This is a genomic window from Nocardia sp. NPDC046473 (genome assembly GCF_040645995.1).
Taxonomy (GTDB): domain Bacteria; phylum Actinomycetota; class Actinomycetes; order Mycobacteriales; family Mycobacteriaceae; genus Nocardia.
In genome coordinates, this window is the sequence record NZ_JBEYZJ010000001.1 from 839,619 (window position 1) to 860,204 (window position 20,586).

16 protein-coding genes are annotated in these 20,586 nt (G+C 65.6%); 9 read left to right on the plus strand and 7 right to left on the minus strand.

Annotated elements, in window-relative coordinates; translation table 11 throughout:
- Positions 1-30 precede the first annotated feature (30 nt).
- From dapF to ABZ942_RS04050, 3 genes are all read left to right on the plus strand, one after another.
- Positions 31-948, plus strand: a complete 918-nt coding sequence (dapF, locus tag ABZ942_RS04040) for a diaminopimelate epimerase (RefSeq protein WP_357379366.1) — start codon at positions 31-33, stop codon at positions 946-948.
- Between the two features lie 222 nt (positions 949-1,170).
- Positions 1,171-2,619: a GTPase HflX gene (gene hflX / locus ABZ942_RS04045; RefSeq protein WP_357379367.1), complete on the plus strand. Its 1,449-nt coding sequence runs from the start codon at positions 1,171-1,173 to the stop codon at positions 2,617-2,619.
- 757 nt (positions 2,620-3,376) lie between these two features.
- Positions 3,377-4,282 carry a lysophospholipid acyltransferase family protein gene (locus ABZ942_RS04050; RefSeq protein WP_357378803.1) on the plus strand — a complete coding sequence of 302 codons (906 nt, stop codon included), beginning with the start codon at positions 3,377-3,379 and terminating at the stop codon, positions 4,280-4,282.
- A 288-nt stretch (positions 4,283-4,570) separates the two neighbouring features.
- On the opposite strand, the gene ABZ942_RS04055 is transcribed toward ABZ942_RS04050, so the two are convergent.
- Positions 4,571-6,571: a glycosyltransferase family 39 protein gene (locus ABZ942_RS04055; RefSeq protein ID WP_357378805.1), complete on the minus strand. Its 2,001-nt coding sequence runs from the start codon at positions 6,569-6,571 to the stop codon at positions 4,571-4,573.
- Between the two features lie 256 nt (positions 6,572-6,827).
- Here ABZ942_RS04055 and ABZ942_RS04060 point away from each other — a divergent pair, with 256 nt between their 5' ends.
- On the plus strand, positions 6,828-7,973 hold the full coding sequence (locus tag ABZ942_RS04060) for an acyl-CoA dehydrogenase family protein (protein ID WP_357378807.1): 1,146 nt from the start codon (positions 6,828-6,830) through the stop codon (positions 7,971-7,973).
- A gap of 301 nt (positions 7,974-8,274) precedes the next feature.
- Here ABZ942_RS04060 and ABZ942_RS04065 read toward each other — a convergent pair whose 3' ends face one another.
- Positions 8,275-8,859 carry a TetR/AcrR family transcriptional regulator gene (locus tag ABZ942_RS04065; protein WP_357378809.1) on the minus strand — a complete coding sequence of 195 codons (585 nt, stop codon included), beginning with the start codon at positions 8,857-8,859 and terminating at the stop codon, positions 8,275-8,277.
- Between the two features lie 69 nt (positions 8,860-8,928).
- Between ABZ942_RS04065 and ABZ942_RS04070 the strand changes: the two genes are divergently transcribed.
- The 3 genes from ABZ942_RS04070 to ABZ942_RS04080 all read left to right on the plus strand — a co-directional run bounded on the left by ABZ942_RS04070 (position 8,929) and on the right by ABZ942_RS04080 (position 12,583).
- Complete coding sequence (locus ABZ942_RS04070; protein ID WP_357378811.1) at positions 8,929-9,900, plus strand: alpha/beta hydrolase; 972 nt, start codon at positions 8,929-8,931, stop codon at positions 9,898-9,900.
- 264 nt (positions 9,901-10,164) lie between these two features.
- On the plus strand, positions 10,165-10,938 hold the full coding sequence (locus ABZ942_RS04075; RefSeq protein ID WP_357378813.1) for a class I SAM-dependent methyltransferase: 774 nt from the start codon (positions 10,165-10,167) through the stop codon (positions 10,936-10,938).
- Positions 10,939-12,076: 1,138 nt separating this feature from the next.
- Positions 12,077-12,583 (plus strand): VOC family protein, encoded by a 507-nt coding sequence (locus tag ABZ942_RS04080; protein WP_357378815.1) that lies wholly within the window; start codon positions 12,077-12,079, stop codon positions 12,581-12,583.
- A gap of 106 nt (positions 12,584-12,689) precedes the next feature.
- Here ABZ942_RS04080 and ABZ942_RS04085 read toward each other — a convergent pair whose 3' ends face one another.
- Both ABZ942_RS04085 and ABZ942_RS04090 read right to left on the minus strand, forming a co-directional pair.
- The gene (locus tag ABZ942_RS04085; RefSeq protein ID WP_357378817.1) at positions 12,690-13,808 is read right to left on the minus strand and encodes an NAD(P)/FAD-dependent oxidoreductase; all 1,119 of its coding nucleotides are present in this window, start codon (positions 13,806-13,808) and stop codon (positions 12,690-12,692) included.
- A 537-nt stretch (positions 13,809-14,345) separates the two neighbouring features.
- Positions 14,346-14,765, minus strand: coding sequence for a hypothetical protein (locus ABZ942_RS04090; protein ID WP_357378819.1), 420 nt, complete (start codon positions 14,763-14,765; stop codon positions 14,346-14,348).
- A 462-nt stretch (positions 14,766-15,227) separates the two neighbouring features.
- Here ABZ942_RS04090 and ABZ942_RS04095 point away from each other — a divergent pair, with 462 nt between their 5' ends.
- Both ABZ942_RS04095 and ABZ942_RS04100 read left to right on the plus strand, forming a co-directional pair.
- Positions 15,228-15,860, plus strand: coding sequence for a hypothetical protein (locus ABZ942_RS04095; RefSeq protein WP_357378821.1), 633 nt, complete (start codon positions 15,228-15,230; stop codon positions 15,858-15,860).
- Positions 15,861-16,307: 447 nt separating this feature from the next.
- Complete coding sequence (locus ABZ942_RS04100; protein WP_357378823.1) at positions 16,308-16,799, plus strand: hypothetical protein; 492 nt, start codon at positions 16,308-16,310, stop codon at positions 16,797-16,799.
- A gap of 308 nt (positions 16,800-17,107) precedes the next feature.
- On the opposite strand, the gene ABZ942_RS04105 is transcribed toward ABZ942_RS04100, so the two are convergent.
- The 3 genes from ABZ942_RS04105 to ABZ942_RS04115 form a co-directional block, all read right to left on the minus strand.
- Positions 17,108-18,052, minus strand: a complete 945-nt coding sequence (locus tag ABZ942_RS04105) for an NADP-dependent oxidoreductase (protein ID WP_357378825.1) — start codon at positions 18,050-18,052, stop codon at positions 17,108-17,110.
- Between the two features lie 246 nt (positions 18,053-18,298).
- Positions 18,299-19,309, minus strand: coding sequence for a hypothetical protein (locus ABZ942_RS04110; RefSeq protein WP_357378827.1), 1,011 nt, complete (start codon positions 19,307-19,309; stop codon positions 18,299-18,301).
- A gap of 353 nt (positions 19,310-19,662) precedes the next feature.
- Positions 19,663-20,565: a LysR family transcriptional regulator gene (locus ABZ942_RS04115; protein WP_357378829.1), complete on the minus strand. Its 903-nt coding sequence runs from the start codon at positions 20,563-20,565 to the stop codon at positions 19,663-19,665.
- Positions 20,566-20,586: the final 21 nt, after the last annotated feature.

Below are 20,586 nucleotides of genomic sequence, written 5' to 3' on the forward strand. Positions count from 1 at the left end.
GCAGGTAGGGAGAACACGCACGTGTCGGATATCGAGTTCACCAAGGGGCACGGCACCCAGAACGACTTCGTGGTGCTGCCGGACCTCGAGGTTCGGCTGGAGCTGACCGCCGAGCGGATCAGCGCGCTCTGCGACCGCCAGCGCGGCCTCGGCGCCGACGGTGTGCTGCGGGTGGCCCGGGCCGGTGCGTTGCGTGACGCGGGCGTGCTTGCCGAGCTGCCCGAGGGGGTGGACGAGACCGACTGGTTCATGGACTACCGCAACGCCGACGGCTCGATTGCCGAGATGTGCGGCAACGGTGTTCGAGTGTTTTCCCACTACCTGGTGGCTTCCGGCTTGGAGACCGAGCACGAATTCGTCGTCGGCAGTCGCGCGGGTGGACGACCGGTCGTCGTGCACTCCGCCACCGCGGTCGACGGCGACGTCACCGTCGACATGGTCACGGTCGACATGGGCACCGTGCGCGAACTCGGCGAATCCACCGCGACCATCGCAGGCTGGGCATACCCCGGCATCGGCATCGACGTCGGCAACCCGCACCTGGCCTGCGTCGACCCAGAGCTCTCCGCAGACGGCCTGGCCAAACTCGACCTCACCGTGCCCCCCGGCTACGACCCTGACCTCTTCCCGCACGGCGTCAACGTGGAAATCGTGACCGCCCTCGACGCCGACCACTCCGTCGACATGCGTGTCTACGAACGCGGCGTCGGCGAAACCCGTTCCTGCGGAACAGGAACCGTAGCCGCAGCAGCCGCGGCGCTGGCCCGCGAGGGTTTCGACATCGCGACCGACACCGGCGAGGTCCGTGTCCGCATCCCCGGCGGCGAGGTCACCGTCGGCCTGTCCAACGGCACCGCCTGGTTGCGCGGGCCTTCCGTCCTCGTCGCCTCCGGAACCATCGCCGAGGGCTGGTGGCAGCACCTGGGATCGTTCGCCGACCGAACTTGACCCGACAACCCCCAACACGCTGTGCGCAATATCCGAATGCGCCATGTCGGTGCAGCGTGGGATCATGGATCTTGTATGACGAAATCTAAAGTTTATGAATTCACTCCGGCCGACGACTTCACCGAGACGGCCGATGACGACATCCAGCTCGACGCTGCCGCCGACGGCGCGCTGTCCGACGACGCCGCGACCGGCGATGTCGTCGCCGAGCACGCCGCGCGGATGAAGCGCTCCGGCGGCTGGACGTCGGCAAACCCCACGGTCGGCGAGATGCAGCTCGACGAACGCAGCTCGCTGCGTCGCGTCGCCGGGCTGTCCACCGAACTCACCGACATCACCGAGGTCGAGTACCGGCAGCTGCGCCTGGAACGAGTCGTGCTGGTCGGCGTGTGGACCACGGGCAGCGCGACGCAGGCCGACGCGAGCATGACCGAACTGGCCGCGCTCGCCGAGACCGCGGGTTCCGAGGTGCTCGAGGGCCTGATCCAGCGCCGTGACAAGCCGGACCCGGCCACCTACATCGGCTCGGGCAAGGCCGAAGAGCTGCGGGCCGTGGTGCTGGAAACCGGCGCCGACACCGTGATCTGCGACGGTGAGCTCACCCCGGCGCAGCTGACCGCGCTGGAAAAGGTCGTCAAGGTCAAGGTGATCGACCGGACCGCGCTGATCCTTGACATCTTCGCCCAGCACGCCACCTCCCGCGAGGGCAAGGCCCAGGTCGCGCTCGCGCAGATGGAATACATGCTGCCGCGACTGCGCGGCTGGGGTGAGTCCATGTCCCGGCAGGCCGGTGGTCGCGCGGGCAGCAACGGCGGCGTCGGCCTGCGCGGTCCCGGTGAGACGAAGATCGAAACCGATCGTCGCCGCATCCGCGAGCGAATGGCCAAGCTGCGCCGCGAGATTCGCGAGATGAAGACCGCGCGTGACACCATGCGGGCCCGCCGCAGTTCCAGCGGCATCCCGTCGGTGGCGATCGTCGGCTACACCAACGCGGGCAAGTCGAGTCTGATGAACGCGCTCACCGGCGCCGGACTGCTGGTGCAGGACGCGCTGTTCGCCACCCTCGATCCGACCACCCGCCGCGCCGATCTCGACGACGGCCGTGAGGTCGTGTTCACCGACACCGTCGGTTTCGTCCGGCACCTGCCGACCCAGCTGGTCGAGGCGTTCCGTTCGACGCTGGAGGAAGTGACCGGCGCCGACCTGCTGCTGCACGTGGTCGACGGTTCCGACGCGCTGCCCGCCGAACAGATCAAGGCGGTCCGCGAGGTGATCACCGATGTGATCAAGGAGCAGGGCACCTCGGCCCCGCCGGAACTGCTGGTGGTCAACAAGATCGATGCCCTGGACCCGATGGCGCTCACTCGCCTGCGCGGCCAGCTCCCCGACGCGGCGTATGTCTCCGTCCGCGCCGACCTCGGCATCGACGCCCTGCGCGACCGCCTCGCCGAGGTACTCGGCGGCCTCGACGCCGAAATCAGCATCCTGCTGCCGTACAGCCGCGGCGACCTGCTCGCCCGCATCCACGCCGACGGCCGCATCATCGATTCGACGCACGAGGAAGGTGGCACCCGAGTTCACGCCCGCGTGCCCCACTCCCTCGCCGCGGCCCTCTCGGAATACGCCCACGCCGGCGGCGCCCCGGAAACCAACGGCCACACCGAGGCCTAGCCACCTTCCGTGACACCGAACGGGACATGACGGCGGCATCACGCGCTTTTCGCCGCCACCATGTCCCGCTCGACGGGGTGCAGTGCCAGCGCTGACCACTCGCGACGGCCACCACCCAACGACAGTCACATGACGCCATAGCCGATCGGCGCCTACAACATCAGGTGCAGCTGTGCTGAGGCTGTGCCCGCTCGCTGAGGCTGTGCCCGCTCTCGCTGCGCACGGTTTGTGTCGACGCGCACGAAACAGTCGGCAATTTCATGCGCATCGCGACGAATAGTTCGCGTCGACTATGGCCGCACCCCACGGCGGGCCGGTCCGGTGTTCTCGCGTCGGCGTGAACGCTGTTACCTCGCGCGCATGAGTTGTGTTGGCGCGCATGAAACTGCCAGCAAATTGAGGCGCAGCGGGCGAAAAGGTGCGCGGCGGGTGGGCCTGTGTGTCGGTGGCGTGGTCCGGCATTGCCGAGCCTCTGGGTGGGCTCCTGCTGTGAACGTTTGGCGGCTGGCTCGCACATGTTTGTGATGGCGCACATGGGCCATGGGGGCGCGCACATATTGTGCTGATGCTGATGAAATTGTCAGCAAATTTGTGCGCGGGGTAATGAGTGGTGCGCGGCAGGCAGGCGGGGGTTTCGGTGGTGGGGGAGCGGGCGGCGAGCTCATAGCAGACCGAACGGACTGTGTTGGCGCTCACATTCGATGCGGCACAGTGGATTTCGTTACGGTATCGTTCGAGGCGACATCAGGAGGGATGTATGTCGCACGACCGTGTGGGCTCGGCCGCTTCCGCAGATAAGGCGTCCGGTGCGCTGCTGCTCGACAAGCCGGCGCTCAGCGACGGCGCCCCGCTGGCCGTTTCACTGACCGACAGCGATCTTCGGGTAATCGAAGCGCTGCTCTCGCCGTTGCGCGCGTGGACCAGTCCGCGGTTCTACGGACTCGACAACATCCCCACCGACGGTCCCGTCCTGCTCGTCGGCAACCACAACCTGATGGGCGGCATCGACGCCCCGCTGCTGCTGCCCGAGGTACTGCGCCGCCGCGGCCGCCTGATCCGCGGCCTCGCCGAGAACGTGCTGATCGCGGTTCCCGGCGTGCGGCATTTCCTGCACCGCTACGGCGCGGTCCGCGGCACCCGCGGCAACTGCCTCGCCCTGCTGAAGCGCGGCGAGGCCGTCATCGTGTTCCCCGGCGGTGGCCGCGAGGCGGTGCGCCGCAAGAACGAGAAGTACGTCCTCAAATGGGAGGGCCGCACTGGCTTCGCCCGGATGGCGATCGAAGCGGGCGCCCCGATCGTGCCGATCGCGATGATCGGCGTCGATGACGCCTACGACATCGTCATCGACGGCGACCACCCGCTGCTGCGCCCCCTGCGCTGGACCGTCGAGGCCCTCGGCATGAACCCCGAGCTGACACCCCCATTGCTGCGCGGCCTCGGCCCGACCGTCCTCCCGCGCCCCGAACGCTTCTACTTCTCCGCAGGCACCCCGATCGACCCCGCTCCCTGGCGCGACGCCGACGACATCACCACGGCCGCAAAGGAATTGCGCGACGTAGTCCGCAAGGCCCTGGAAGAAGAACTGAAGTTCCTCTTCACCGAACGCGACCACGACTCCGGCCGCACCCTCCTCGGCCGCGTGCGCGACCGCCTCCGCCGCTGACACTTGCCTGCGACCGGCCCAAGGCGCCCTTCAGCCTGTCTAGGCGACTGAACGGCCCCTTCGGTCGGGTTGCCTCTCGGGTGCGGACAACCAGAAGTGGTGCGGATGGCGAGTTTGCCCCCGTGCCGCGCGCCAGCTCACCGCCCGACCTGGGCGGCGGTGGCACTGTCGCACCCTTGCTGATCGCATGCGGTCGACCGAAGGTCGCCTTCGGCCTGTCTGGGTGACCGAAGGGCGCCTTCGGTCGGGGGTTGCATTGTCGGGTGCGGGCATTGGAAGTGGTGTGGGTTAGTTCGGGTGCGGAGTCAGGTCGTAAACGGCGATGTTGCCTATGTGCGTCGCGGTGTAGTGATGGCTCACCCACTCCGCGATTTCCGGTTTCCCGGTTACCTGCCACGGCTTTTCGGAGTCGGACGGCGTGCTGGCACCCGGCTGTCCGCCGACTTTCCACGACGCGGGCAGCTGCATCTCCTGCACCAGGTAGTACGTCAATTCATGGTCGGCCACGATCTTTTGGAACTCCTCTAACGTCGGTACCGGGTCTTCGGCCGCGAATCCGCCGATGGCGATCACCGGAGTTTGGCTGGCCAATTCGAGTGCGGCGGCGATCGAACCTCGATCTACCGCGGCAGACCACCTGGTCGTGCTGCTCATCAACATCGTGACGAGCTGCGGATTGGTGAACGCGCCACCGTCGGCGAAGTTCTGCGTCTGCCGGTGGATCAGCGCCGCGATCCCGGTCTCGACGGGCTTGGCCGGTCCGACTTGGGGACTGCGGCCGACATGGGCCTGCGGCAGTGTGGCCGCCGCGTAGGCCGTCGACCCGCCGAGCCCGGCGAGCACCCCGACGACCACCAGAATCGCCGTAGCCCTGGTCCGCGCGACCCGCCACCCGGCCTTCACCGGAATCGCCGTCACCAGCAGCCCGAGCGCCGCCACCATCGTCACCCCGGCGACGGTCCAGTGCACCCACGGCAGCCAGTCCGAATTACGTTGCAGCACAACAAAAGCCCAAAGCCCCATGACCAGTATCAGCGCGGCGGCGCCGAGCTTGCCGAGTAGCTCGTCGCGCCGCAGCCACAGTTCATGCACGCCGACCGCGACCATTGCGGCCGCAGCGGGCGCGAGGGTCAATGTGTAGTAGGAGTGCTCGATGGCCTTCATCGCGCTGAAGGCGCCACCCATCGTGATCAGCCATAATCCGAAAACCAATGCCGCACCACGTATTTGATCGGTGCGCGGCGCACGCCACCGCGATACCAGTACCACCACGAACGCCAACAGCGCGCCCGGAACCAGCCAAGAGATCTCGAACCCGCTCTCGCCGGTGAACAGTCGGCCGATCCCGGGCGAGCCGAAATCGTTGAAGCTCTGCAGAAGTCCGGGCGGCGTCCGATAACCGGACGGCAAGTCGATCTTCCCGGTCGCCGGAGTGTGGCCGAGGAAGCGCCCGAATCCGTTGTAGCCGAGCACGGAATCCATGAAGCTGTTGTCCGTCGAACCGGCGAGATACGGTCGCGATGACTCGGGCCACAGGACGGTCAGCAACACGTACCAACCAGCCGAGACGATCAACGCCGCAGCAGCACCGACCAAGTGCCACAAGCGATTCCGCAATGTGGTGGGCGCGACGATGAGATACGTGACGCTCAGCGCGGGCAACACCATCAACCCTTCGAGCAACTTGGCCAAGAACGCGAACCCGAGCGCGACACCGGCCATCATCAGCCACCGTCCGTTCGCCCGCTCCAACGCCCTGATCGTGCAGTAGCCACCCGCGGTCATCAGCAACACCAGCACCGCGTCCGGGTTGTTGAACCGAAACATCAACGCCACCACCGGAGTAACCGCCAGCGCCACCCCGGCCAACAGCCCGGCGCCCCGGCTCCGCGTCGCACGCGCCACCGCCCCGTATGTCAACCAGACCGCGCCCACCGCCATCAACGCCTGCGGAATCAGCATGCTCGCACTACTGAACCCGAACAACTGCCCCGAAAGCCCCATCACCCACTGCGAAACCGGCGGCTTGTCGACGGTGATGAAATTGCTCGGATCGAGCGACCCGAACAGCAGCGCCTTCCAGTCCCGCGACCCCGCCCAGGCCGCACCCGCATAGAAGTTGTTGCCCATGCCGTTGACGGTGATATGCCACAGATATGCGATCCCGGTCCCGAGCAGCAGCACGGTCAATCCGAGACGTTCCACCGGGCGCGCCGGTGGCAGGGCTGTCGGACTGGAGGTTGGCGCAACGGAACCGGTCGGAGCCGTCGCGATGAGGGTCGCCGCCATCGCCCCACGGTCGCATGCTGATGTTCACCAAAAGTTGGACAGCGGGTTAACACGGCGTCGGAATTCTGTGGTCGAGGACACTGCGTGCTCGGTCGGGGTTTGTGGAGAATCTCGATCTTCTTCGGCGAGCTCGGACACCACGCCTGGTTAGCAAACGATTCCGCCCCGGAAGTGAACTGAGATTCTCGTTCCGGGTACCGTATGAGGCAACGACGGGTCGGTGTGGACCGGCCGGTGTGGTCACTAGGAGGTTGGTGTGGAGCGCACACTGTTCGAACCCGAACATGATCTGTTCCGGGAGTCGTTCCGCAAGTTTCTCGATCAGCACGTCGCACCGAACCACGCGAAGTGGGAAGAGCAGGGGATTGTCGACCGCGCGGTCTGGCTCGAGGCGGGCAAGCAGGGCTTCCTCGGCATGGCCATGCCGGAGGAGTACGGCGGCGGCGGGGTCAAGGATTTCCGCTACAACGCGATCGTGGCCGAGGAATCGGTCCGCGGCCAGTACTCCGGCCTCGGTTTCGCGCTGCACAACGACGTGATCGCACCGTATCTGTCCGAGCTGGCCAACGAGGAGCAGAAGCAGCGCTGGCTGCCCGGCTTCTGTTCCGGCGAGATCATCACCGCGATCGCGATGACCGAGCCCGGCACCGGTTCCGACCTGCAGGGCATCAAGACCCGCGCGGTCCGCGACGGTGACGACTGGGTGCTCAACGGCGCCAAGACCTTCATCACCAACGGCATCAACGCCGACATCGTCATCGTGGTCGCGCAGACCGACCCCGAAAAGGGTGCGATGGGCTTCAGCCTGCTCGTCGTCGAGCGCGGCATGGCCGGCTTCGAACGCGGCCGCAACCTCGACAAGCTCGGCCTCAAGGCGCAGGACACCGCCGAGCTGAGCTTCACCGACGTCCGGGTGCCCGCCGCCAACCTGCTCGGCCAGGAGGGTGCGGGCTTCATCCACCTGATGCAGAACCTGCCGCAGGAGCGCCTGTCCATCGCCGTGATGGCCGCCGCCGCGATGGAGGCGTGCCTGGACATGACCATCCAGTACGTCCGCGACCGCAAGGCGTTCGGCAAGCCGATCGGCACCTTCCAGAACACCCGCTTCGTACTCGCCGAACTCGCCACCAAGACCACCGCCGTCCGCGTCCTGGTCGACCGTTTCATCGAAGACCTGAACCGCGGCAAGCTCTCCGTCGAGGACGCCGCCATGGCCAAATGGTGGAGCACCGAGGAACAGGTCGACCTCATCGACCGTTGTCTCCAACTGCACGGCGGCTACGGGTACATGAAGGAATACCCGATCGCCAAGGCCTACATGGACGCCCGCGTCCAAACCATCTACGGCGGCACCACCGAAATCATGAAGGAAATCATCGGGCGCTCACTGAAACTGTCCTGATAGGAGGCGGGAACCCTCGCTTTCTTGGCGGCCGCATGAAAGCGCTGGACCATGCCATCCGCGCGCACGGTTTACCCGCTTTGGTGTAGTCCTGTCTGTGCTGAGATCAGCATCATGTCAGGCGATCTGGCGGTTGGTGCTGTCGATGAGTGACCAGACCTCCGGTAGCCGATGAGCGAGTAGGCGACAGTCGCACCCATCTGGTATCCGGATGACCGGCGGAGGCGGATCCCGCGCTGCTGCATCCCGAGGATGACCCGAACCGGCCGAATACGAGCTCGGTCGGCGATGCGCACCGTACCTAGGGGGTCAGGGTGTTTGCCACCGTCGTGCACGCGAGCCGTGCCACGGAACGTAATTCGGCGTCCGGGGTGCCTGCACGGCTGAGTACGGCCAGTGACTGGGTGACGGCAACGATGTATGTGGTCAGTTCATCGAGAATGCGCGGGTCTGCGCAGGAGCTTGCCAGTGCCGCGCGCACCCGCCGGTGCTGGATGTCGAGCAGGGCTCGCAGATGGCTCCTGCTGGTCTCGTCGAGTGTCGGTGACTGCGCGGCGGATTGCGTGACGAGGCATCCGGCGGGGACCGACGGGTCGGCGATGCGTGCCAGCACGACGTCGAAGAATGCTTCCACCGCACGCACGGGATCGCCGAGGTGCGCTGTCAGCGCCAGTTCGTATCGGGAGCCGTAGATCGACGCGTAGCGGTCGAGACACCGACGGAACAGCGCGTCCTTGCTTCCGAAGGTGCCGTAGAGGGAGCCGCGGCCGAGCCCGGTGGCGGTTCCCAGCAGATCGAGCGTGGCCTCGGTGTACCCGTACTGCCAAAACACGCGCATGGCCCGGTCCACGACCGCGCCGATGTCGAACTGCTTGCGGCCCGACATGGCATACCTCCCTGTGCTGCCACGAAAACATCTTTGACTAATCAGTCCAAGATTGTAGTCTTGCCAGCCATGAGTTCAACTACGACCCACCTACCCGAAGGCTCCGGCTCCGTCTGCGGGGCGCCACATCTCCCATCCGGCTTCGTGGACGTCTTCGCCAGTCGATATGTCGACACGGGCGAGTTGCGCCTGCACGTGGTGACCGGAGGCGAGGGACCCGCTCTCCTGCTGGTGGCGGGCTGGCCCCAAACCTGGTACGCGTGGCGGCTATTGATGCCCGCGCTGGCCCAGGACTTCCGGGTAATCGCGGTCGATCCGCGTGGGGTGGGACTTTCGGACAAACCACTGGACGGCTACGACACCGGCACGCTCGCGAACGATCTGGTCGCGCTGATGGACACACTCGGGCATCAGCGGTTCGCCATGGTTGGTCATGACATCGGGATGTGGATCGGCTATGCGCTGGCCGCGGATCACCCGGACCGCCTGGACCGCCTGGCCGTGGCGGAAGCCGCGATCCCTGGCCTGTCCCCGGAGCCATCCCTGTTCAGCAGCACCGAAGCCAACAACCGGTTGTGGCACTTCGCCTTCAACCGTCTCACTGGAGTCAACGAACAACTCGTCGAAGGCCGCGAACACCTCTACTTCGGTCACCAGTTCGCGACCAAGGCCGCAAAGAAACTGCCCGACCATGCCGTCGACCACTACGTCGACGTCCTAGCCTCCGACCCCGATGCCCTGCGCGCCAGTTTCGAGTTCTACCGCGCACTCGACACCACCATCACCCAGAACAAGCAACGCAGCACCAGACGACTCCGCCTTCCCGTCCTGACAATCGCCGGGGCGCAAAACTGTGGGGAATTGGTCGAAAACACGATGAAACTGGCTGCCGACAACGTCGAAAGCCTCATCATTCCTGACTGTGGCCACTACCCCGCCGAGGAAGCCCCCGCCACGATGTTGACCGCGCTGACCACTTTCCTGGCCCCCTACCGAGACACACCTATCGCCGATCAACCTCGTCCCGACCGGCCGCTGTGAGAAAGGCGCGAGTATCACACTCTCACGCTGGAAGACGGTGCGCGAGTGGCTGGAAAAGCGGTGCGAGCGCTGCGGTTCCGGTCACTTGCCAGGTCCGGCACACCGGAACCCACAGGCACTTCGAGGCACCGGCTACAGTCAGTGCGAGTGAGCTATGCCGCTGAGCGCGCCTGCCAGACCCCGCGCAGCTGGCTCTAGTGGACTCGAGTGCACGGCTATGCCATGGGTCTGCGCGGTCAGCTGCTGTAGGAGACTGGTAGACCAATGACCCCACGATCGCGTGCCCTGTCGTTCGACACCGCTGCTGCTGAGTATGCAACCAGTCGACCGTCCTATCCCCCCGATCTCTTCGACGCGATCGAGGAACTCATGGGTCGTCGGCTGGCGGGGGCGCGCGTGGCTGATGTCGGGGCGGGCACTGGGATCGCCACAGCCCTGCTGCGTGAGCGGGGAGCCGAGGTCATTGCCGTCGAGCCGGGTGCAGAGATGACTGCCGAGTGTCGCAAGGCGGTGCCAGGCGTGCTGGTCGTACGCGGAGACGGAAATGCCTTGCCATTGGCCGGCGCATCCTATGACCTCATCACCTACGCGCAGTCGTGGCAGTGGACCGACCCGACAATCTCCGTGCCGGAAGCGCTGCGTGTGCTGCGTAGTGAGGGTGCGCTGGCGATATGGTGGAACACCACCGCCTTCGACGTCCCGTGGATCCATGCACAGCACATGCGCATCGCGCACTACTGCGGGCTGAAACCCCAACCCGCCGTGCGCCCCGACGACACCGAGGCCATCCGGCTCGCGGGCCTGATCGGTCTGCACGTCACCCGACGTCAAATGCGCTGGTCCCGCACTGTCTCGCTGGACATGCATCTGGCCAACATCGGTAGCCGCTCGGCGTTCCTTGTTCTCGACGAAACTCGACGGCACGCCGTCCTATCCGAAGAGCGTGCAGTGCTCAGCGCGGCCTTTCCACACGGCGTCATCGAGGAGAGTTACTCGGTCGATCTGTTGGTAGGCCGCTACCCCGCCCCACGGACCTGACCGCTGCCCGGCAGCGCAGTCGTCCAGCAAGCCTTCCCCAGGACCTGACGACCTACTCGGCCTCGGCGCTGAACCGCACAGGGAGTGATCATGACCGGTAGCGGCACACCGCAGAAAGCATCAGAGTCGCTCGATCAAGCTCACCGGTTGGCATGCCCGACGCAGAGCCTCGATTCAGTCGGGGCCTGCTGATTTGCTCAATCCGTAAGCGTGGCAGGTGAATTCGTACTACCGAGGGTCGACGGCGGCGTCGGTTCAGTCTGCTGACGCCCGCCATCTACCGGGCGGCATCGTCTGCGGAAGGCGGGGCGGCGGCCGGGCTGGCGGCGACATCCGGTAACTAGCCGCTGGGCGGGCGTCGGTCCTCCGTCCAAATCGGTTAGCTGACAGCGTCTCCCAACGCGCGCAAATGTCGAATGTCGTGTGTTGTCCGACGCCTCCGAATATCGACATCGGTAGTCAAGAACGGACTCAGATGCGCTGTCGCCGTTGATCTAGGGCTTACTGGGGACGGGAGTTCCGGGATACGGCGTTCGTGCGGATCAAGCGGGCGGTCACCCTTCGGTCGCCGACGTATGCATAAGGCACCAGGTATCCGAATTGACCACTACGGCCTTGTTGCAGTGGAACGAACTGCCAGCTGGCGGTACCCGTCACACCATCATGAGGCTCCAGTCGACGCGGCAAGACCGGATCAGGGGCACCGCCGAGGGGCCTCACGGTTCCGGGTCCGATGAACATCGTCTGTGTGCTGAGCCGTCTCCTCTTCTGGTCGATGCCAACGCTGTGGACAGTCGCTGCGAGGCGGCCCGAGTTGGTCGCTGCGAAGTAGATGGTCAGGGTCATTTTCCCCTCGGCGATGACCATGTCCCCTGTCAACGCTGTGAACTTGATTCGTGGACCCGAACGGACCCATGTCAGGACTTGCCAGATGAGGGCCAGAGCCGACATTGCAAGCGCTGACCACGCCACTACATCAGTCACCACATGACGATAGGGGCCTGCTGTAGCGGATGACAGCTCAAATCCGAGATTTCACCGTCAGTGTTCTGGGGCAACCGGCGGATCTTGAACTAGGACATGATCAGACCTATTTCATACGTATCGTCGCTCTCATCAGCGAATCGATGGAGGAAGTATGTTGACCAGCAACGTTACCGAGCACGTGCCCGCCGGCTACGCGACCGTGACGCCGTGGATCGGCGGACCGGATACCGGTGCGCTCATGGACTTCCTGACCGAGGCGTTCGAGGCGCAGGAACTGGCTCGAATTGTCAACGCGGACGGGAGCATCGGACATGCGGAGGCGCGGATCGGCGATTCGGTGGTGATGGCTTTCGACTCTCGACCGGGGTGGCCGGTGACGCCCTCGATGATCCGGCTGTTCGTCGCGGATGCCGATGCGGTCTACGAGCGGGCGCTGACGGCCGGGGCCATATCGGTCACCGCGGTGACGGAACTGTTCTTCGGGGATCGAGTCGGGCGGGTGCGCGATCCGTTCGGCAATATCTGGTGGATCCAGGCGCATGTCAAAGATATTCCGGCAGAGCAGTTTCCGGCTGCGGCGAGCGATCCCGGCGCGATCGAAGCGATGACCTACTTGCAGACCTCGCTCGATGCGGAGCTTCGCGGTCGGTCTCGCTGAAAGTCGTTGCGGCCCCGGCCCTGCTCATTCACGATGCCGTTGATCGGCGAGCATGCGGGCGAGCTGCTCGTTGCTCGCCCTGACGTCGTCACGCCGCGTTGAAGTGTCAGTGATCGAACATAGTGACTACGCTCTGCGGTGCTTCCGGGCCGAAGAAGAGCTCCAGGTTATTCGCCGCGCGGGCGGCGGCGTCGCTACTATCCAGGAACAGCCTCTCGTCGTAGGCGGTGAGCGCGCCTTCGATGTCGGGTTGTTCGATCAGCTTGCTCGCCAGGTCAGCGCTGTCGTACATGGCGAGGTTCGCGCCCTCGCCGGCGAAGGGCGACATCAGATGCGCGGCGTCGCCGACGAGCGTCACGCCGGGCACCCTGCCCCATTCGAGCCCGACGGGCAGGGCATAGATGGGTCGGAGCCACGGTTGCGCATCGCTCTCGGTGACGAAGGCGGTGAGCAGCGGCGACCAGCCATCGAACTCGTCGGCAAGTCGACGCAGGCCCGCGGACGGGTCACCGAAGTCGATCGACCTCATCCACTCCTCGGGCTTGTTCAGCGCCACGTATCCGGACACGCTCTCGTCGGCGTTGCGATGGGCGATGATGCCTTTGCCTGGCTCGACCGCCATCAGGGTGCCGCTGCCGATCGCGGCCACACTCGCCCGACAGTTCTGTTCGCCTGCGGCGAAAGCGATCTCGACAAAGCAGGTTCCGCTATAGACAGGCTCGGCGGGGGTGAGCAGCGGACGCACCTTCGACCAGGCACCGTCCGCGCCGATGACGATGTCGGCTTGTGTGGCGGAACCTTCCGCGAAGGTGAGGTCGTAGCCGCCCTCCATCCGGTGCCCGATCGAATCGAGCTTGTGACCCCACCGGATCGTCCCGGGCGCCAGTGAGTCGATGAGCAGGCGCCGGAGTTCGCCACGGTCGACCTCGGGGCGGACCGAACCGCGGTCCCCGGGTGTATCGAACAGAATCGTGCCGTGGCGGTCGACCACCCGCTTGGCGTCCTCGCCCGGGCGGATCAGAGTCAGGAACTCGTCGTACAGACCGGCTGCACGAAGCGCGACCTGGCCGGTCTCTTCATGGATGTCGAGCAGGCCGCCCTGCGCCCGGGTCGTCGCCGAAGCCTCACCCTCGTAGATCGTCGCGGCGACGCCGTGAGCCTGAAGTACCCGAGCGAGTGTCAGCCCGCCCAACCCAGCTCCGACAATGGCAATGGTCCTGTGCATGTTGCGCTCCTCTGTAGCGCCGACACGTGTCGGCGATGGTCAGTGCCGGGAGCGGACGGGATGCCCGGTCTCAGCAAGGAGACGCTCAACGATCAGAACCATCTGGATCGATGTACGAACGATGTCCCGCGGAGCAACCACGGAACATCGCTTTTCGCGACCATGTGATCATAGCTCGGCCTCGCGGCCGCCGGGCCGATCGATCCCAACACCGGCGGCGTCAGCGCCATACCTGTACCGCACATTGGCAGGCAAGGATCTTCGGATCCAGTGGTCAGTGGCGAAGTTACCGCGAGCCAAGGACATCCGCACATGCGCGGAGCGCGCGATCCGAGCGGGCAGTGGCCCAGCCTCAGGCCGGTCGGCCACCAACGCCTCTGGGACGCGCGCTTTCTTCTGCCGATTACACGACGGTCGCGTGGGGTGGTCGCATGGCCCGTCTGGCAGGGCAGTCGGTGAGTGCCCGGAATCCGTTGACGGACAGGTATTCCTTTCATGCATGGTTCTGCGTAGGTCGAGTACCCCCGCGTCATGGGGCTAGTTCTTCAGGACCTCGCACTGCTCGCCTCTCACTTTCTTGCCCGACCCGTACACGTAACCAAAGTTTTTGGGCCCCCCTGATTCTGGTATTCCGGGTTTGGGGCGGGCCGTTGTGCAGTTCACCTTCCTGTTGTCCTTGCGCCCGACAAGAACAAATTGCTTGGTGATCTCTTCCTCATCTTCGGGGGCTCCGTTGCTCGCCTGACAGCTGCCTTTACCGATCACGAGTCCAGGCAACTGCGAAGAATGCGCAATTTCGACGGTGTCGCAGGTGTAGGTCCAGATCTCCGCTGCGTGAGCAGTTGAGGTGAACGACACCAAGCCTGCCGCAGCGATGACGCCGCAGGCTGCGGTCGTGAGTGTGGCGCGCAGAGTATGCATATTCCCTCCAGGTGATGTCAGGATCTTGGTTGGCACGGATGACTCATCTACACAACGGCCTCGATCCCACCCGGGTCGGCACATCCCGGCATGCAAGGCTTGACCGGTACCGAATGCGAAGCGAGGGTCGCTTCATCGTGGATCTTCCTTGTAGAGCGGTTCCGAACGGAATCTGCGGTTCGACACTGGTCATTCGGAGTGGGCGCACCAACGGATGGAACCTCACCGCCTTCGCGCATCGGCTCAGGCCGGCGTCTTCGGCACCTCAACAGTGCGCTGGCGCTCGAACGTCCGCTTTACCGCATACCGCGCGTTGGTCGATCGTCCAAATCGGTTGGCTGACAGCGCCTCCCAGTGCACGCTACTTATGCCGATGTGCGTGCGTTGTGGCGTGCCCCATCCGTGGTCGGTGTGGTTCCGAATAAGTTCTTGACCGGTCCTGTTCCTTTTCGGTGCGATCGGCCGTCATCGGTTTCGTTGTCATCACAGGAGGCTGGAATGGGTGCTCGCGTGCAGGGGATCGGCGCGGTATTGGCGGTTACTGTGGCGATGCTGTGCGCCGGGATCGGCACCCCGGTCTCCGCGTCCGCGGCGCCACCGTGGGGGGAGCACTGTACTGACGTGAAAGCCAAGGTGGAGAAGGAAAAACCGTTCATCATCCAAGCGTGTCAGCGTGCTTACAGCGCCGCCGCCCGCGCCTCCGCCGCCGCCGCTGAAACCACGTCCGATGCTGCCGCTGCCGAGTCCGCCGATTCCTACGCCGCCGCCTCCGCCACTGCCGCTGCCGATACCGCCGCCGCCGAAGACGCCGAGACCGCCGCCTCCTACGCCTACGACGCGTCCGCCGAAGCCGCTGAAGCCGCCGAAGACGCCTCCGTCGTCGCCTCCGATACCGCCGCCAAAGAGGACGCCGCCGAAGGCACTGCCGAGGCCGCGGCCGCCGCTGCTGCGGCCAAAGCCGCGGCCAAAGCTGCGGCCAAAGCCGCAAACAAGGCAAAGAGCGAGCCTAGGAATGTGGCGCGTGCCAATGAGGCAGCGGAGGCGGAGGAGAAGGCTGTCGAAGCCTCGCGGAAGGCTTTCAAAGCTCCCGAATTGGCGGAGATCCCGCGACTTTCCGCCGCGCAGACGTAGACCGGTCCGGGTCGAGAGGTACCCGTGTCAGGAGCGGATTGGGTTGGCTGACCGTTCGGTCTATGGCCGATCGGCCAGCCGCGTTTGATATCTGCTTCGTCGCGCGAGGCACGGTAGTCCAGCGCAATGCCATCACAGGAGGCCTGGAATCGGCGCAGGAAAGTCCGGACCAGGTCGCGGCAAGCCAGGCGGCCATCATCCAGGAGGGCACTGCGAGCGGTAACGGCAGCCCGCACCGAAAAGGGGGTGTTTGGCTGCCAGTTGGCTCGCCTCCGAAGTTGCGCGGAACTCGTGTACTGATTGGCGTGCGCGCCTGCCCGATCCGGGGCAGGAGCCGCTCCGAATAGAGTCTCGATAGCCCAGCATTCATGTGCGGGTTGGCCACTCACGGATCTCGACATCAGTGGAAGGTTGAGTATGGGAACACGTGCACGGGCGATGTGCCCAATGCTGACCGTGGTCGCAGCGGCGCTGTGGGTCGGTACCGGCACCGCGCACGCGATGCAGCCATGGGAGAACCATTGCGTCGGCCATAACGCACGTCCTGCGGAGAAGCGGTTTGTCATCCAAGCGTGTCAGCGTGCCTATAGCGCCGTCGCCCGCGCCGAAGCCATCACGTCCGATGTCCGCACGGAGACAGCCGAAGCTGCCGCTGCTCGTGCCGAGGACGCCGCCTCTGCCGCGGAGGCCGTGGAAGCAGCTGCAACGGTCGCCTCTACCGCCTCCTCCATCACCACTACGGCAGACGATGCTGGTGCCGCCCTGATCACCGCGGCCGACGATGCTCGGACCGCTGCTAAGGCTGCTGAGGGCAAGCCTTTGGACGTGACGATTGCCAACAAGGCCGCCGAAGCCGAGGACAAGGCTGCTCGAGCGACGACCCGGAAGTTCCCATTGCCATCCCAGGACAAAATTCCGCGCCTAACCAACACCCAGTAAGGCGAGTTGGAGTCGGAAGGTTCAGTGCTGACTGACGGCCGCCTGCCAACTTATCCAGAACGTCCGCTTACGGGTCGCTTCGGGACTGGCCGGGCCGAGGCCAGGCCGAACGCACCATCATGCCGATTTTGCGGCGTTCACGACGAGTGCAGTCAGAACTGCGCGCACTGGGTCACCACATCAATGATCAACGGGGACAGCATCTTTTCGGCGCTGTGGGAGCAAGGGACAAAGTCCCAGTCGGCACCGACGTCGGCCCGCAGCTTGCTCATGTCCAGAGTTTCAGCCGCTCGGCGAGCCGTCCCAGTTCAGGAGAAGTCCAGTACCACCCGCCCACGCAGACCACCGGCTTCCACCATGCGATGGGCTCTGGCCGCCTCGGTGGCGGGCAACACGTCGGCGACATGCAACGTCAGGGTGCCGGCCTCGGCTTGGTGGCGCAGCGTGTTCAGTGCTTCGGTGTCGGTGATGCCGTCGGTCACCATCACCGGACGCACGCGCACGCCGCGCTCGGCCGGGCCGGGCCAGCCGCGCAGTTCGGCCAGTGTGCCACCATCGGCGATGGCGGGCACTGCTTCGATGGTCTGCATCGAGGCGTCCACCAAGCCGGTAACCCCATCGGGTGCCAGCGCGCGAATGCGGGCGGCGACGTCGCGGCCGCGCTCGATGATGTGGTCGGCGCCGAACCGGCGGACCCGATCGATGTCGTGCGGGGCGGCGTCCGCGATGACGGTCAGTCCGTCGGCCTTGGCCAGCTCGACCGCGTATCCGCCGACCGCGCCTGCCGCACCGGTCACGGCGACAGTTCCGCCGGGCGGTATGGCCAGCGCGTCCAGAGCGAGGCGTGCGGTCATCGCGTTCATCAGCAGGGTCGACGCGGCGGGAAAGCCGATCCCGTCCGGCGCCGGCACCACCGAGGCAGCGGGTACCACGACCTGCTCGGCGTATGCGCCGCCGTGCGGACCGGTGAACAACACCATGGCGAGCACCCGCTGGCCCACCGCGAGCCGGCCGTCAGCCCCGGGACCGAGTTGGTCGATCACACCTGCGGCATCCATACCGGGCACGAACGGGGGCCGCTGATCGGGCATCCGGACGGCGTGGCCGCCGGTCCGCAGCAGAACATCGGTGGGATTCACCGCGGCCGCGTGCACGCGGATGCGGACCTCACCCGGGCCCGCTTGCGGTTCAGGCAGTTCCAGCTCGCGCAGTACGTCCGGATCGCCGAAATCGTAGAAACCAACAGCCTTCACACCGCAGTGCAACCGTCCTTGGCCAGCATGACATTCCCTCACAGCGACGCCGGTCAATCAACCGCAGGCCCGGTCACTCCGTTGTGCCCCTTCCTCGTCGGCAGCGCAAGGCGAGGGTGCATCGAGGACCGCAGGATCCGACATTCGCTGATCTCATGTTCGAGCCGCGTCGCCGATGGGCGGTTGCTGTCGCCGAGAACTTCGTCTTCCTTGCGGCGGATGGCCATTCGATGTCGGTCGGTGTGGCTATTGCATTATCTGGGTGTGTGGGTGCTCAGGTGATGCCGGGCAGACTCGGATGATCTGGGCGTTGTCGTCGGAGACACAGATCCGGGTGGGCCTTTTCGGGCCGTCTTGGGCAGGACCCCACGCGAGGTTGGCGGCCTGGTCCTCGTACGGGATCCAGTGGTGGAGGTCGAAGGCCCACTCCGTGCCGGAGATGGTCAGTAGCGGCTCGGTCGGGGTGCCGCAGGTGGGGCAGGGGGTCGGATAAGGGTCTGTCATGCCCCAATTGACATAGCCGCCGACCTTACAGCCGGGCGGGATACACAAGTTTTGGTATTCGACGCCGAGCTCGGCGATGGCCCACCGTTCCAGTCGTTCGTGCATCTCCTTCCCGAACTCCATCGCACTCGGGTATTCGATCACCTCTTCCGGATGGACCAAGCACGGCTCGGGGACGTAGACCACACCGTCCATTGCCGCGGGTTCCGGTGGGGCGAGCAGTATGTCGATAACCGCTGCCGCGGTCCGCCAGAACACGGCGGTCGTGGGCATTCCGTCGTCGTGTTCGAAGGGGCACCACAACACCTGCAGCAGATCCGCGCCCTCGGGTGGACGTAGACCGGGTACATCACGCAGGTACAGCTGGGCGACCGGCAGCATCGCGACGGGGCCCTCGGGTTTGTCCCGCGGCTGGATCTGTTCGAGGAGCGCCCGCTCCTCGGGGGTGTATCCCCATCCCTCCCGGCTGGGCCTGGCCAATGCCTCCCTGCTTTCTCTGGCCAAGTCGATGCGTCGTCGCAGCCTGGCGTCCGCCAACGACATCAGCGTGATCGGTGCTGTGTGGTGGGCGTCTTCGCGGCAGTGTGGCCATGGCTCACGGGCAGGCCACAACAGTGGGCCGCCGATCGAACTGTCTTGGGGCGATGGGCTTCCCGGACGCGGGTGTAGCCGGGTTGCGGTGCGGGCCAGTGGCGCGAGCTCAGGGAATACGGCTTCGAGATCGGCCGGGCGGGGCGGGGTAGTGGGAGTCATGCAACGACCAGCTCCTCGAGATCTCTGCCAGAGGTCCATTCCTCGCTCCACAATTCCAACCACGGTCTCCAGTTCATGCCGCGAACGCTACGACCAGCCACCGACAAGTTCGGCAGGCTCTGCTTCGACACATCGGCACATGCTGCGTGGCGCGTTCTGCGCGGCGAGATCGACTGCGGCGCAGAACGTCCGCTACTTTTGCCGAATTGCGGATGGTCGTCGGTCGATCAATATCCGCTACCCGTAGGAAGTCTCACCGACGTATGGTCGAGTACATCCGCTGTGGAATATGCGGATTCCCTGCGGGTCGGCCTCGCCACCGCCGACGTCCGTCTCGCGTGACCTGCTGCGCGTCAGTCCGGGAGCCAGTGCAGCTCGTGTGCCAGGGTTTTGGCGACGGTGCGGATGCGGCGGTGTAGTGGTGACTGCTCGCGCGGGAGGACCAGGTGGATCGTCAAGGTGGGTGCGCCCTGCAGCGGTCGCCACGTGATACCGGCCGGTTGGGTTGTGATCGCGGCTTCACCGGCCGGGGCGAGGGTGAGCCCGTCGCGTAGGTCGCGCTGAGACATGTCGAAAGAGACTGGGGGAGTGTGGAATCGGGGGTTCAGCCGGCTGTCGCGGAACAGTGCGGACAGCTGATCGTGGATCACGGGGTTGGCTGTACGGTCGGGGAGTCGCAGCGGATACGCAGCCGCATCGGCGATCTCGATCTCTGGGTGTTCGGCCAGCGGATGATGCTGCGCCAATTGGACCCCGACGCGCAAACGCCGCAGCGGGAACCGGCGCACGCCACGACCCGGCTGTTCACCGCGGGTGATTCCCGCATCGATGCGGCCGTCCGCGACTGCGGGGGAGATCTCTGGTGTCGTCATCGGGACCGCGCCGACCTCGAGTCCCGGGCTGCTGCGAATGAGCCTGTCCACCAGGGCCGGTGCCGTCTCGGCCCCCGCGCTGAGGCTGTATCCGATGCGCAGCGTGCCCAGTTCACCGGCCCCCGCGTTCCGGGCGGTGTCCCATGCCCGGTCCAGCGCCGCCAGCGCGGGCGGCGCGGACTCCGCCAAAGCCGCACCGGCCGTGGTCAATACGACGCTCCGCGTGTTACGAACCAGCAGGCTCGTACCGAGTTCCGCCTCCAATCGGCGCATCCGGGCACTGAGTGCGGGCTGCGCGATACCGATCCGAGCTGCCGCGCGGGTGAAGTTCAACTCCTGCGCCAGCACCAGAAAGTACCGCAGACTCACCGTATCCGGCGCCACATGCCCTCCCGGCCGATTGAT

Coding starts and splice junctions, on each gene's coding strand:
- hflX (WP_357379367.1), top strand. CDS start 1,171: ATGAAGCGCTCCGGCGGCTGGACGTCGGCAAACCCCACGGTCGGCGAG.
- ABZ942_RS04050 (WP_357378803.1), top strand. CDS start 3,377: ATGTCGCACGACCGTGTGGGCTCGGCCGCTTCCGCAGATAAGGCGTCC.
- ABZ942_RS04055 (WP_357378805.1), bottom strand. CDS start 6,571: ATGGCGGCGACCCTCATCGCGACGGCTCCGACCGGTTCCGTTGCGCCA.
- ABZ942_RS04065 (WP_357378809.1), bottom strand. CDS start 8,859: ATGTCGGGCCGCAAGCAGTTCGACATCGGCGCGGTCGTGGACCGGGCC.
- ABZ942_RS04070 (WP_357378811.1), top strand. CDS start 8,929: ATGAGTTCAACTACGACCCACCTACCCGAAGGCTCCGGCTCCGTCTGC.
- ABZ942_RS04075 (WP_357378813.1), top strand. CDS start 10,165: ATGACCCCACGATCGCGTGCCCTGTCGTTCGACACCGCTGCTGCTGAG.
- ABZ942_RS04080 (WP_357378815.1), top strand. CDS start 12,077: ATGTTGACCAGCAACGTTACCGAGCACGTGCCCGCCGGCTACGCGACC.
- ABZ942_RS04085 (WP_357378817.1), bottom strand. CDS start 13,808: ATGCACAGGACCATTGCCATTGTCGGAGCTGGGTTGGGCGGGCTGACA.
- ABZ942_RS04095 (WP_357378821.1), top strand. CDS start 15,228: ATGGGTGCTCGCGTGCAGGGGATCGGCGCGGTATTGGCGGTTACTGTG.
- ABZ942_RS04100 (WP_357378823.1), top strand. CDS start 16,308: ATGCTGACCGTGGTCGCAGCGGCGCTGTGGGTCGGTACCGGCACCGCG.
- ABZ942_RS04110 (WP_357378827.1), bottom strand. CDS start 19,309: ATGACTCCCACTACCCCGCCCCGCCCGGCCGATCTCGAAGCCGTATTC.